Origin of the sequence: Glaciimonas sp. PAMC28666 (assembly GCF_016917355.1) — a bacterium.
GTDB lineage: Bacteria > Pseudomonadota > Gammaproteobacteria > Burkholderiales > Burkholderiaceae_D > Glaciimonas.
Map to the genome: position 1 here is coordinate 711,929 of NZ_CP070304.1, position 13,917 is coordinate 725,845.

12 protein-coding genes are annotated in these 13,917 nt (G+C 52.4%); all 12 read right to left on the bottom strand.

Annotation, left to right across the window (positions count from 1 at the left end; genetic code table 11):
• Positions 1 to 94 precede the first annotated feature (94 nt).
• Positions 95 to 1,450 carry an LLM class flavin-dependent oxidoreductase gene (locus JQN73_RS03170; RefSeq protein ID WP_205321724.1) on the bottom strand — a complete coding sequence of 452 codons (1,356 nt, stop codon included), beginning with the start codon at positions 1,448 to 1,450 and terminating at the stop codon, positions 95 to 97.
• 61 nt (positions 1,451 to 1,511) lie between these two features.
• Positions 1,512 to 2,426 (bottom strand): TauD/TfdA family dioxygenase, encoded by a 915-nt coding sequence (locus JQN73_RS03175; protein WP_205321725.1) that lies wholly within the window; start codon positions 2,424 to 2,426, stop codon positions 1,512 to 1,514.
• Between the two features lie 148 nt (positions 2,427 to 2,574).
• A complete protein-coding gene (locus JQN73_RS03180) occupies positions 2,575 to 3,417 on the bottom strand; it encodes an ABC transporter ATP-binding protein (RefSeq protein WP_205321726.1) in 843 nt (280 codons plus the stop codon).
• A 29-nt stretch (positions 3,418 to 3,446) separates the two neighbouring features.
• Positions 3,447 to 4,253, bottom strand: a complete 807-nt coding sequence (locus JQN73_RS03185; RefSeq protein WP_205321727.1) for an ABC transporter permease — start codon at positions 4,251 to 4,253, stop codon at positions 3,447 to 3,449.
• Between the two features lie 10 nt (positions 4,254 to 4,263).
• Positions 4,264 to 5,157, bottom strand: a complete 894-nt coding sequence (locus tag JQN73_RS03190) for an ABC transporter permease (RefSeq protein ID WP_240162409.1) — start codon at positions 5,155 to 5,157, stop codon at positions 4,264 to 4,266.
• Complete coding sequence (locus JQN73_RS03195) at positions 5,158 to 6,246, bottom strand: ABC transporter substrate-binding protein (protein ID WP_205321728.1); 1,089 nt, start codon at positions 6,244 to 6,246, stop codon at positions 5,158 to 5,160. It abuts the gene before it with no gap.
• Positions 6,247 to 6,370: 124 nt separating this feature from the next.
• Positions 6,371 to 7,351 carry an aliphatic sulfonate ABC transporter substrate-binding protein gene (locus JQN73_RS03200; protein ID WP_205321729.1) on the bottom strand — a complete coding sequence of 327 codons (981 nt, stop codon included), beginning with the start codon at positions 7,349 to 7,351 and terminating at the stop codon, positions 6,371 to 6,373.
• 94 nt (positions 7,352 to 7,445) lie between these two features.
• Positions 7,446 to 8,393 carry a TauD/TfdA family dioxygenase gene (locus JQN73_RS03205; protein ID WP_205321730.1) on the bottom strand — a complete coding sequence of 316 codons (948 nt, stop codon included), beginning with the start codon at positions 8,391 to 8,393 and terminating at the stop codon, positions 7,446 to 7,448.
• Between the two features lie 478 nt (positions 8,394 to 8,871).
• On the bottom strand, positions 8,872 to 9,315 hold the full coding sequence (locus JQN73_RS03210; protein ID WP_240162410.1) for a nucleoside deaminase: 444 nt from the start codon (positions 9,313 to 9,315) through the stop codon (positions 8,872 to 8,874).
• 154 nt (positions 9,316 to 9,469) lie between these two features.
• Positions 9,470 to 10,099: a carboxymuconolactone decarboxylase family protein gene (locus tag JQN73_RS03215; protein ID WP_240162411.1), complete on the bottom strand. Its 630-nt coding sequence runs from the start codon at positions 10,097 to 10,099 to the stop codon at positions 9,470 to 9,472.
• Positions 10,100 to 10,396: 297 nt separating this feature from the next.
• A complete protein-coding gene (locus JQN73_RS03220; protein WP_205321731.1) occupies positions 10,397 to 11,314 on the bottom strand; it encodes a crotonase/enoyl-CoA hydratase family protein in 918 nt (305 codons plus the stop codon).
• A gap of 517 nt (positions 11,315 to 11,831) precedes the next feature.
• Positions 11,832 to 13,844, bottom strand: a complete 2,013-nt coding sequence (pdeR, locus tag JQN73_RS03225; RefSeq protein ID WP_370551346.1) for a cyclic di-GMP phosphodiesterase — start codon at positions 13,842 to 13,844, stop codon at positions 11,832 to 11,834.
• Between the last annotated feature and the right edge of the window lie 73 nt (positions 13,845 to 13,917).

Sequence of the window (13,917 nt, forward strand, 5' to 3'; positions counted from 1 at the left end):
TGTACCAGTCGATCAACCTCATCATTTGCCGCCCACCCTGCTTGATCGAGGGCGGTGACTCAACCGCACACCCCAACCTCTTGACCCATCCGAATTAAGCCGCCACCTCCTCTTGTCGTTTGCGCTGATGAGGCGGTCGGGCCAGACCGAGATGATCGCGTAGCGTGCGCCCTTCGTATTCGGTGCGGAACAGTCCCCGCCGTCTTAATTCCGGTAACACTAGCGCAACGAAATCGTCGAGTCCTCCGGGCAAAGTCGGGGGCATGATGTTGAAGCCGTCCGCAGCGCCGTGCAGGAACCAGTCTTCCAGTCGATCAACGATGCTTTCTGGCGTGCCATAGATGGACCAATGACCGCGTGCGGTGGCGACGCGCAATGATAACTGGCGCAGCGTTAAATTTTCTTTGAGCGCGATGCCGCTCACTAACTGAAACCGGCTTTTGGTGCCGTTCGGTTCTTGCAGATCGTGCGGGATCGGTCCATCCAAAGGATAGCCAGTCAGATCGATGCCGCCCAGGTGATGGGACAGCATTGCCAGACCGACGCTGGGGTCAATCAAAGACTGCAGCTGTTCATGCTTTTCCTGGGCCTCGGCTTCCGTCCGTCCGACCACAGGAAACACGCCCGGCATGATTTTTAACCGGGACGGGTCGCGGCCATATTTTGCTAATTTTCCTTTTAGACCGGCGTAGAATTTTTGCGCATCTTCCAGTGATTGTTGCGCGGTAAAAATGACTTCGGCGGTACGCGCGGCAAGTTCCTGACCCCGTTCTGACGATCCAGCCTGAACGATGACCGGATGTCCCTGGATTGGACGGGCCACGTTCAATGGTCCGCGCACGGAAAAATGGCGGCCGTGATGATTCAGCGTATGCAGTTTGGTGGGGTCAAAATGGGTGCCGCTGGCCTTGTCGAGTGTAAATGCATCATCTTCCCAACTGTCCCATAAACCCTTGACGACATCGACAAATTCTTCGGCGCGTTCATAACGCGCGCCGTGCTCAGGATGTTTGTCAAGATTGAAGTTGCGGGCTTCTGCATCTGACCATGAGGTAACCACATTCCAGCCTGCCCTGCCGTCACTAAGATGATCCAGAGAGGCGAATTTGCGGGCAACGTGAAAAGGTTCGTTGTAGGTGGTAGAGACTGTTGCCACTAATCCGATCCGTTCGGTGACCGCAGACAACGCAGACAGGAGGGTCAGCGGTTCGAAGGTTGCACCGCGTGCGGTGCGATAGAGCGTATCGGTGTCATGGGCGCGGATAGCGACGCCATCGGCAAGAAACAAGGCGTCAAATTTGGCGCGTTCGGCCGTTTGTGCAATCTGTCGGTAATGCGCAATACTGCGACCGGCGTTGGCTTCAGCGTCAGGATGACGCCAGCCAGCGACGTGGTGTCCGGTCGCCTGCAAAAACGCGCCTAGCTTCATGTGGGGTTGCGGTTTGGTCATGTTGTTTCCTATGCTCTGCATTGGAGGCGGGGTAGACGCCCAGGGATAATGGAGTGATCGTTTAAACCGTTACCGGCTGGCGTGCAGCGGTCGGACGCACTGCGACGCTGCGGGCAACGCTGGTACGACCATCCACACTTATCGGTACATCACCGGCTATCGTCACGCGTCGGACAACGCGGTGCTGGTCGCCGTAGTCGTTGATCGCATAATGTTGGGTAGCACGGTTATCCCACATCGCGACATCACCTACCGCCCAGCGCCAGCGTACGGTATTTTCGAGGCGGGTCACATGACTGTGAAGCAAAGATACCAAGCGTTCCGAATCGACCGAGGTGTAGCCCAGCAGCTTCTTGACGAAGTGCCCTAGTACTAACGTGCGTTCGCCGGTTTCTGGATGCACGCGTACGACCGGATGCTCGGTTTCAAACAGCGTTGCCGTAAATACTTCCCGATAACGACGCACGCCCTCGTCGCCTGGATTAAGTCGGGTAGCGGCATAGTCGTAATCGTTGGTATGCAAGGCCCATAAGGTATCGGCCAGTTTCCGTATATTTTCGGGCAAATCGTTATACGCAGAGGCTGTATTGGCCCATACGGTATCGCCACCAACCGGCGGAATCACGACTGCGCGCAGGATTGAGGCTTGGGGGTAAGCCACATCAAAGGTGACATCAGTGTGCCAGGAATTGGCGCGTCCGCCATGGTTTGAATCGAGTTCCAGCAAGAAGTCGGTACCCTCGCGCACAGGGACGGTTGGGTGCGCGACCAAGTCTCCCCAGCGGCGTGCAAAGGACTCCTGCGCGACGTCGTCGACATGGTGCTGGCCGCGAAAAAATAACACTTTATATTTGAACAGCGCTTGGCGAAGTGCTTCGAAGGTTTCGTTATCGATTGCTCCGGACAAGCGAATACCGCGTATTTCGGCACCGATACGAGCCGCGACGGGAAGAAGATCTAAATTAGCTATGCTCATGTTAAGTGGTCCTCAATGACATTACGGTGTGAAGAAATCCATGACACTGCTATTTTCAGAAGCAATCAGGAGCAAAATTCAAGCGAAGTGATCGGCGATTTGTAATACCGGTCACGTCCGATAACAACCTTGCCAGATTTTTTTCCATTTAAACGGCGAACAAAAAAGTGGCCGGTAACGGTCCACGTACCAGCTCTGCCTCGGGCACCCGCAATGGCGCTTCCGCCGAGGTTGCTGCGTCCCCCGAAAACTCGCGCAGAACTTGTTCCTTGACCTCAACGAAGGGCAATCCGGCACGTTCGCGTGGATGCGCCAGATTGACCGGAACGATGCGGCGGATGCGTCCCGGCCGCGGTTCCATGACGACCACTTTATCGCCGAGATAAATGGCTTCTTCCACATCGTGGGTGACCAGGATCATGGTGATGCCTTCGGCCTGCCAGATGCGGTGCAGTTCTTGTTGCAGGTAGGCACGGGTGAGCGCATCGAGCGCGCCGAAAGGTTCATCGAGTAATAAAATTTCTGGCTTGTTCACCAGTGCCCGCGCTATCGCCACGCGCTGCGCCATGCCGCCAGATAGTTGATGGGGATAAGATTTTTCGAAACCGCTTAGCCCGACCAATTCAATATGTTGTTGCACCAGTTGGCGCTTTTGTCCGGGTGTGAGTGCCGCGTTAAGTAAGCCGAGCGAGATGTTGCCCTCGACCGTCATCCAGGGAAATAGCCGATGCTCCTGAAAGACGATGCCGCGTTCCAGACTGGTACCGACGATGCGTTTTCCATCCAGCAATACTTCGCCGCGATAGTCGTCTTCCAACCCGACGATTAGCCGCAGCAAGGTCGATTTTCCGCAGCCACTGGCACCGACGATACTGAGGAACTCACCTGGCTGAATGGTCAGGGTGATGTCATCAAGTACCGGAAGCGTTCCGTTCCTGAGGGAATATTGTTTGCTGAGATGCTGGATTTCCAGCGTACCTGCATGCGCCATGTTATTTTTTTCCTGAAAATGTGTGCAGATCAAAACTGTGCAATTGAACTTCCGCGCCATGCCAGCAATCGACGCTCAATCTGGCTTGCGATCCAGTTCAGGCTGAAGCCGACCAGACCAACCACGATCACGCCAAACAGCACCATATCCATACGAAATAATTCGCGCCCATCGATCATGGTATTGCCAATACCCTTGCCGGAGACTAATAGATACTCTGCACCTAAAGTGGCAAGCCAGGCGTAGATCAGCGCAAGGTGAATCCCGGCGCAGATGGAGGGCAAGGCAGACGGCAGGACGACTTTGGTCAGCATTTGCCAGCGTGTAAATTTCAGCACATGCGCGACCTCAATCACATCATGGGGCACGCTGCGGATACCTTCGAACGTGTTCAGCACTACGGGAAAAAATGCCGCCAGCGATAAGAAAGCGACTTTGGCCGCGTCACCCAAACCAAACCATACCGACAGCAGCGGAATCCACGCAAATAGGGAAATTTGTTTGAGCGTGTGGAAGGTCGGACCGATCATGCTTTCAAACAGGCGCGATAAGCCGAGGGCGGTCCCGAAGGTCAGTCCGGCGAGTGCGCCGATGGCGAAGCCCAGCAGATCGCGCCACAAACTGGCTTTTAATGCGATCCACAATTCACCGCTGACTACTTGCTGCACGCCGAAAGCCCAGACATGTCCTATCGGCACCAGCAACGGCGAACTTGACCAGCCAAAGCGCGCCGCCGCCCACCAGGCCAGCAGCAGCAAGGACGGCAACACCCACCCGCGCAAAAATGGCGGCACAAAGTGGTCTTTTTTGGCGGTGGCTGACTGCAAAGTTGACATACGTATCTCCTCAAAATCCTTCTCGGCGCCAGCTTAAAAGTCCGACCTCGATGAGCGCCAGCAGTTTGTCTAAAGTAAAGCCGACGATCCCAACCACGACCACGGATGCCATGACTACATCAAGCTGAAACAGTTGTCGACCGAACACAATCATGTAACCGAGACCCTCCGAGGAGGCAAGCAGTTCAACCACCACCAATGCCAGCCAAGCGTGCGTAAAACCGTAACGGATACCGTTCCAGATCGGCGGCAACGCTGCTGGAAAGATCACCCGCGACAGAAGCTGCCAACGTGTGAAAGTGAAGACCCGCGCCACTTCAACGTAGCGCGATGGCACGTTTTGTATGCCTTTGTAAGTATTGAGCGTAATCGGCACCAAAGCTGCGTGAGAGATGAGAATGATCTTGAGTGCTTCGTCGATTCCGACCAACAACATCAGCAACGGCAACCAACCCAACACCGGTACCTGGCTGAACGCCTTGAACAATGGATAGACATAATCTTTGAAAGTCGGTGATAGTCCCATCGCCACGCCGAGTGTCAGGCCACCAAATAAGCCAAGCCCGAATCCAGCCAGTACGCGCAGCAGACTGATCTTCAGATTATCGAATAACTCACCGGATCGCAGCAAGTCTGTAAAGGTCGCAGCGACTGTCTGTGGGCTGGGCAGCACTTGCGGAGCGACCCATTCGTAGCGCGCCGCCAGATACCATAGCAAGAGCAGGAATAGGGGAAAAGGCCATGCCAGCACGCGTGGCAATAGCCGCAATCTGATGGCTTGCCAAAGCGCTACCGGTACACCTGCGGTCGTTGCGTTACCGACTCTGAGTGATGGCGGCTCGGCCGCTGCGCCAATCTGGAGACCAAGATCGCTGAGTGGAATGGTAGCGGACTGGTGCATCATTCAGGTTCCCACAATGTTGCCGTTGGCCTGATACACGGGCCAATAGTTTTCCAGCTTCAATTGTGTCAATGCCGCTTTAAGGTACCGTTGATCGATCCATTGGTCGACGTCAAATTTGGCACGACTCAATTTGAATTTGTAGGCCTGCTCCACCGCATCTTTGTAGCGTGCGATCAGGAATGGATCAAAGTTGGGATTCAAACGCACCCGCAACGGCTCACCTGCATAGTCTTCCTTCCAGTTTTCATAAGGGGTACCGGCGCGTGCCCAGAGCCGTAATACTTCTTCACGATTAACCTCGTCGGAAGACCACTTTGCCGCCTTCACCATAGCCTTGACCACACGGGCCGTGGCTTCGGGATATTGTTTCTCAAAACCTTCGGTCGCAAGAATATGTCCCTGGCAGGTGAAAACAGGCGATCCGCCTTTGCTACCGTAGACGATCCGTGCTGCTTTACTATCACGCAAACGGAGCAGATTGATGTTGCCAAACGCGGCATCAATATCTTTAGTGGTTAGCGCGGCGAAGGCGGTAGCGGTGTCCAGATTGATCGACTTGAAATCTTTTTCGGTCAGGCCGTTGGCTTCGAGTACCCGGTTGATCGGTAGTTGCGCATTGGTGCCTTTAAAAATGGCGACCCGCTTGCCGCGCAAATCTTTTACCGACTGGATTGGCGAATCAATGGGGACACCCAGATAGATATTCGAGCGGATGCCGGTGGCGAGCACCAACTTGGTTTTCAATCCGGCAGAACGGCCCACGATGGCAGGAAGATCGCCTTGAAATGCGAAGTCGAGCTGGTTGTTGACCAATGCTTCGTTCACTGCTGGCCCGGCACCCTTGAAGAAATACCATTCCACCTTGACGCCGTCAGCTTTGAACTCTTCTTCCACCAGGCCCTTGGCATGTGCGATCGCCGCGGAACTGCCGGAGAACGCAGGGGGATTGCCGATCGCGGGTTGCGCCACGCCGAACCGAATCACAGCGGGCAGATTGGCTGCGCGCGCGTTGATTCCCAGCAGCGAGGCGCTGGCGCCCAAAGTGGTCCAGGCCGCTTGTTTCAAAATCTCTCTGCGGGTATAAGCCATATTTTTTCCATTCGGTGGCGTCACCTGATCGATCCGGCGACGCAAAAATCAGGGATTTAATCCATGAAACGAACAATTCGCACCATGATGTTCGTTAGGTTATTAAGTATTTTTAGGCGCTATTTCAGTTAAGCGGAATGACAATCCTTTTTACTTGTATCGCTTTGGGAATCAGGTGATATTTGTAAAACGTGTCCGCAACGTCCTGCTGTGAATCAATCACGTTTTTCGACAACGGAAAGTGAATTCCCCACGCTTGACGGGAGAGGGACTTAAGCCATATTTTTTTCGGCACATGGGTATCCTTTTCCAAAAATAGCGCAGTTTCTTCCAGATGATTTTTTGCGGTTTGTTCGGTGACATTCAGACGCTCTAGTGTGATCCGCAAGACTGACGGGTACGCGGCGGCAAACTTGTGCGGTGCGATAAAAAATCCATACTGGGGCGGCAGCTGCGTCGCGGTGACAATCGGACGTGCGCCTATGGATTCTTCTATGTCTGCCAGACGGGGGTCAGGAACTACCCATGCTGCAACATCTCCACGCTCAAAAGCGGACCGCGATTCGCTGTATTGCAGATAGGAAAAAATGATGTCATCAGGCGTCATCCCTTCTCGCTCCAATGCTTTTAAAAGCAGATACTGACCTGCTGCGCCTTTCGCGACGGCGATCTTTTTCCCCTCAAGGTCTTTCAAACTATGTACGCCAGATTCCTTGGGCACGACGACGGCATAGTTATCTTTATAGGCCGCGGTATAGCCGACGTAGCGAACCTCCGGTGCACCACCGGCCTGCGCGAGAACTGGTGGGGTCGAGCCGACGTAGCCAAGGTCGATGTTGCCAGTATTGATGGCTTCAATCATTGGCGGACCAAACGGAAATTCATACCATTTAACGATGACACCAAAAGGCGCTAGCGTTTTTTCCAATTCGCCGCTAGCTTTCAGTATCACGAGGCTGTTACCTTTTTGGTAGCCGATCCGAAATTCTTTGGGATACGATGGCTGTGCGGTGGTCGGATTTGCAGCATGAACGGGCTGCACCACGAGTGCCATTAAAAGATAAAGTAGGCAATACCATAATCTTTGAAAATATTTTTGAGACATCTACTTTTCTTTCCGATTTCAACCTGAATGCGATCTCGCGGATAGCACCAATTCGGTTCCATCTGCGGTTCAATCTGCGCGAGATCGCTCTGACTTAATTTTGCGCGATCGCTTGCGCCGCAATTACAGGGCTGCCTTCCAGCGCCAGCGATGGTCGACCGTCCGGACCGACCGGCACATCGCCGACCAGAGTGGTGCGATACAACTGACGATCAAATTCCAGATCGAGAATATCCGTGGGCGCGAGATGCGCAGTGGCTCGGTTATCCCAAAACGCGACGCTGCCCGGTTCCCATTTGAAACGTACGGTGAACTCAGGTCGAATCACGTGTTCCCATAACAGCTCTAAAATAGCCTGACTTTCGCGCGGTGACACCCCGATAATGGACTTCAAAAATCCTGGGCTGACGTATAGTGCACGTTCGCCAGTTTCCGGATGCACGCGCACTAAAGGGTGCTCGGTCAGGAGCGCGGTTTGTTTGACATTCGCGTCATATTCGGTGGTGGCCTTGACGCCGGGTGGCGGCGCAAAGCGATGCAGTCCGCGCAGACCGTCGACAAAATGACGCAGCGGCTCGGATAATTTTTCATACGCAACCACCAGGTTGGTCCATTGCGTATCGCCGCCATACGGTGGAATGGTGACACCGCGCAAGATCGATGCAAACGGCGGATTGACCGCAGCGGTGACGTCCGTATGCCAACCCGTCCACGGGCGCAGCAAAGCTTCACCCTGGAAGCGCGTGGCCTTGCGATATTTTGAAATCGAATAAATCTCTTGATGTCCGTCGACGTGTCCGAACACGGGATGTCCTACTGTCAACTCACCAAACTGCTGGCTAAATGCAACGTGTTGTTCATGTGTTAAAAATTGCTTCCTGAAGAATACTACTTTCCAACGAAGCAACGCTGCACGTATCTCGGCTACCCGCTGAGCATCTAAAGGCTGTGTCAAATCCACGCCGTGAATCTCTGCGCCGATATGCGCTGATAAAGGATTGACTTGAAGGGTATTGACCTGCTGTAAAACGGCTGCGTTCATAGAGCACTCCTAAATGTTGTAACGCCGCTTCACGACTGAAAGCAGGCGGTCGTTGGGCGTGACATATTCAAAAAATTATCCGGTGGCGAATAGGCTGGTTTTTAAAAGTTGCGAGGGGGTTTTCCCGCACGATCATGTTGTCGACGGTTTTATTATGTGCAACAACGCGATGAAGAACCACGAAATATTTCAGCTATGAATAGGTGAAATTCTTCCTTTGTTTTTTTGTGGGAGCGCATAGAATGCACAGCTTTCATGCAAGGCGTGTTGTCGACAAGCGGTTGTTATCAGAACACGGAAGCAGGATTGCAGGGGATGGGAAAGCCACGAGTGCGCACAGAAGGCGCATCCGATCTATAAAAATTCTGTAATAGCGTTAGGAGCGATCGGGAAATATATCGGGCACTGGTGTCCGTCAAATATCGACCGGGCAAGGCGAAGACTTACCCCATGCAAACGAGATTGACACGAAAAGACTTTACACTTCTCCGATATCTTCGTCCCATAGCGTCGGCTGGGCCTGGATAAAATCACGCATCAGAGCAACGCATTCTTCGTTGTCCAAAATTTCCAGGGTCACACCACGTGAACGCATATACGCCTCTGGTCCCTGGAAGGTCTGATTCTCTCCGATCACAATTTTTGGAATCTTGTAGAGAAGTGCCGCGCCGCTACACATGTCGCAACACGACAAGGTCGAATACATGACCGCACGCTGATAATCGGCGGCCTTCAGTCGACCTGCGTTTTCCAGGCAATCCATTTCAGCATGTAAAATAGCGCTACCGTTCTGAACGCGCCGATTATGCCCTCGCCCGACGATCTGATCGTCGATCACCAGCACGGAACCGATAGGAATGCCACCTTCAGCGAGTCCCTTTTGGGCCTCTTCAATGGCTGCTTGCATGAATTTATCTATCAATTGAACCTCCTGATTGATGTGCCTGCGGGTTAAGCAAAACGTACTGCGGCTAAATGCGTATATTGGTGCGTGACCAAATCAATGAGTTACGTCGTTGCTGTCCGGTTCACTAGCAAACGATGTCAGGGAACCGGGGGCAGGTCAAGCGCTGAATTTACTCTGGAAAGCGACTCAACCGCTTGCCATTCGCTGGCATTTGATATTGAGCCACGTTAAGCTGCATCGCCAATAAAGTGTAGTAAGCGTTGATGCCGGTTAAGTCTACAATTCCTTTACTGCCAAACCGTATTTCCGCACGATTGTAAGCTGCATCGGAGACCCGTTTATTTTTGTAAAGCTCGGTGGAAAAATTGTAGACGATTTCTTCATCATCGGTCATGCCGGTCGGACGACGTCCATCCGCAATCGCTTCGGCGACTTCTGGTTTGATACCTGCCTTGATGGCAATCGGATAATGCACATACCATTCGTAATCCTGAGCCCACTCCCGCGCAGTAATCAAGATCACAAACTCGCTTAAGGTATTGCCGAGCGCAGAGTTATAACGCAGATAATCCCCCATTGCACGCGCCTGACTCATGACTTGCGGGCTGTACATCAAGGGTTCGAATGGTCCGAAAACCGGCACCTTCCGCGAGGCCAGAAATTCGTCGGCGGCTTGCTTTTGCTCGTCAGTGTATTTCTCTGGTGAAATAGTCGGCAACCGACTCGCTGCGTTGGCGGCGATATTGCATGAAAAAGCAAGCGTCAAAGCGATCATGATTGACTTGGTATTTGGCTTCATTTTGTCCCTTGTTGGTTGTTTGGATTTTTATGGGGTGATAGTACTTTCTTTTTGGATTTGTCTGGAATATTTGGAACGCTTTGAAGCGGCAATTTTTGCCAATACGAGAACTACCTAAGAAAGCGCTATAGAAATCTTGCTTGCGACAGAACATCAATGGCAGCTGACAGCTGATAGGTGTCGGGGAAAACTGACTTTGCAAAAAGTTAAATATGCCCCATCAACAGCCGGTGCAGCAGTGCAGCAGTGTTTTACGGTGGCACGCGCCACCACCGACGACCGACGATGAGGGCATGTTTATTCTGCTGTCGCAGTGGCCCGCTCTGGCGATACCTCTTTAATCGCGACAGTCGCAACAGGCGGCGACTTGACACCCCGTTTATTCTGCAACAGCACTAATCGTTCCATGTATGCGAGATCTTTTTCTTCCAGCTGAAAAGCCGATTCGGCCCAGTCTTCCGTGATGTCCAACAGTTCGGTTTTGGTAATGGGTAGCACGCGTCGTCGCGTACGCAGCATTGCACGGATGCCGTTGAGTTTTGGTCGCAAGCCGTCAATAAAAGTACGCGTCGCCTTATACGCGTCGCCCTCCTCAAATAGGCGGTCGACCAGACCTTTCTCGTGATGCCATACCGCGTTGTGTGTTTCGCCCGTGCTGATTAAATGCTCTGCAAGGCGCATATGTGCCTTGCGCGCCACCAATGAATAGGCGCCCATGCCTGGATACAAGTTGAAGGCAATTTCTGGAAAGCCCATTTTTGCGTCCTTTTGCGCTAACACGTACTCGTGAGCCAGCGCGGCTTCAAAACCACCGCCAAGCGCCGTTCCTTCGACCATTGCGATCGTAACCGCACCGACGCCGAAACCGGTCATAGCCTCATATACAGCATCGACGCAGGCACGGGCATAGGCCATCAACGGCGCACGTTCACCGGAGCGGATATGATTCGCAAAATACGATAGGTCCCCTCCGACGTTATACATGCCTGGAACCGTGGAACCGGTGACCCAGAAGTCTATAGGCAAATGAAATGCGCGTGCTGCTCGCGTCAGGTTCGAAATATCTTTCAGCAGTTCGGGGTTGAAACAAGGTCGCGGATGCGCATGCAACATCGTCCACATCACATTGCGCTCGGCTTCGTACCAGGCAGACATTTGAGTAAGCGGACCGGCTTCGATAAAGCGCCGGGTTTTGGGGTGATTTTGTAATGGCATTCAGAAACTAGTCCGATAAAGGAAATACGAGTCGCAAGGTAGTAGCCAATACAGCGGTACTTGAATAGCCCAAAAAATTTAATTTCTCTCCCGTCCCTAGTCCAGAATCAAGAAGAATTCGGAAAATCTTCTGCTCACTCTTATGCTCCAGCGCAGGTATCGATTTTGCTGAAGACAAAGTAAGTCCGTAAAAAATAAATGTTTTTAATTGTGCCACGGTAGAACAAGGATAGTCCAAGCCATGGCTTAACACCAAAGGATTACGGGTTCGTTTTGGAGGGGAACTCCACGTTTAATTTCTTTCAATAAGGCTGTAAAAACTTGATCGTCGCTACCGGCCCGCGCTTTTATTCTACAACATTTACGTATGGAAATTACATCGAAACAAGCAACATTTACACCGTACTATCTGGTTTTCTCATAGCAATGCCGCGGCCTTATTGACATTGAGTGTAACGACCTCAGGCGCTTACGGATCCACCTTAAACGGATAACAAGAAATTGTTGACTGTCTGTTTTAGCTTGCCCGCTTTGTCATCAGGCGCACCACGTTGTTTGACGACGCTGGCATCCAGGCGGTAAAGTCGGCAAGTCGCATGGGTTTTGCAAATAGATAACCCTGTGCATAATCGATTCCGATATTACGTAAAAAGTCCGCTTGTTCGGGGGTCTCTACACACTCAGCAACTATTTTCAGATTCAGCTCGTGACCGACTGCGACCATCGAACGAACCAGCGCTTGCGCCTTGGCGTCGGTGTGTATCGAGTGGATGAAGCTGCCGTCGAGTTTCAATACATCCAAAGGTAACCGGGCGAGTTGGGACAACGAAGAATAGCCCGTACCGAAGTCGTCCAAATGGACTTCGGCTCCCAGCTCGCGGAACATGCGGATAAGTCGATGGGCCAATTTTTCATCTTCCACCAGGCAGCTTTCGGTCAATTCGATATCGACCATTGACGGCGACAGATCGTTCGACAAAATGGCGTGCGTAAACTCTTCGATGATGGTCGGAGTCCGCAGTTGCCGCGCTGAGATATTGATGGCAATACGTAAATTAAGCCCTTGTTTTTTCCAGGCCCCAGCCTGCTTGGCCGCCGTTTCCATTACCCATCGTCCGAGCGGCACAATCAGACCGGATTCCTCAGCGTAGGGAATAAATGTTCCCGGCATAATCAAACCGCGTTTCGGATGATTCCAGCGGATCAATGCTTCGACGCTGTCAATTTTTCCCGTCAGGAGAGACACTTTTGGCTGGTAATAAAGCTCGAACTGGTTTTCGGCCAGCGCGTTGCGCATGTTAGTGTCGAGCCAGACGTATTCGCTGACTTTATTGTTCATGTCTGGCGAGAATACGCAGTACGTGCGTTTGCCATCATCTTTTGCGACATACATCGCCGTGTCGGCGCTGCGTATCAGTTCTTCGAGGTTCGCACCATGCTCAGGGAACATGGCGATACCGATCGAACATCCTGAGTAGACTTCGGCGCGCTTAAGCTGGAACGGTTGTTTCATACGTTCCAGAATGCGCTGCGCCGTGGCCTCGACCGTATCCTGAGACGTGCTTGCCACCATAATGAGAAACTCATCGCCACCTAGTCGGGCAATGATATCCTTCTCCGTCAAACAGCTGCGGAGCGCAATCGATACTTCCTTGATCAGCGTGTCGCCGGTGATGTGGCCGTAGTGGTCGTTAACCTTTTTAAAGTTGTCGAGATCTAGAAATATTAATCCGAAGGCATCGGCATTGGGCGCGTCTACCGCAGCGGTGATTTTATCCTGAATAGCATTACGGTTTGGCAGGCCGGTTAGCGCATCGGTCGTGGCCATCTCGACCAATCGTTCCTGCGCCCGTAGCTCTTCCGTCACATCCGTGCCGGAGCAAACAAGGTATTTTTCCGGTATGCCGCTGCCGGATTCGATGATGGTATTGCGCCACTTAATTATGCGGACACCCTTCTTGGTGTTAATGGGGCGCAACGTTTCGTAAGGTTTTTCTTTTCGGAAGAAATCCCCAACGCTCAAGCGTGTATCTTCTCGCTCCTGCTCATTGATAAAAAGGTCCAACCCGTTTTTGCCGACGACATCCGCTTCCATTACGCCGCTTAGCTCTTCGCATAACCGGTTGAATCGTTTAATTTTTCCTGCGCTATCGATGATAACAACGAGCGAATTTACCTCCGAGACGACTTGCTCCGCAAAAGTCAGGCCACTTTCCAAATCCTTTGCAACCGCAACTGTATCTCCATAGTGCGCGGCCGTTCCGCCCCACAACCACGTATCGATTTTTCGGCCAACCAGGTGAAGGCGAATGGGATTACCAAAAATCGCAACGGAAAGCGCCAGACTCGAGGTAATGCCGGTCATGGAGCGCACCTCTCTCGCCTGCGCAGGAGTCAGTTCGATAGCCGCTGTGGCCGAGTTTATTTCACCGGAGACGTTCAAAGAATCGCTATCGGTGGTGAGCTTCCAGCATGGACTCGTTGTACCGAAATGTGTAAAAAGCTTCGGGTTGTCAATGTCTTCTTCAATGTTAAGCATCGCTATTCTCTCGTCGTGTCCAAGCGGGTTCGGCGTCAACCATTAAATTGATTATTCTGCACAA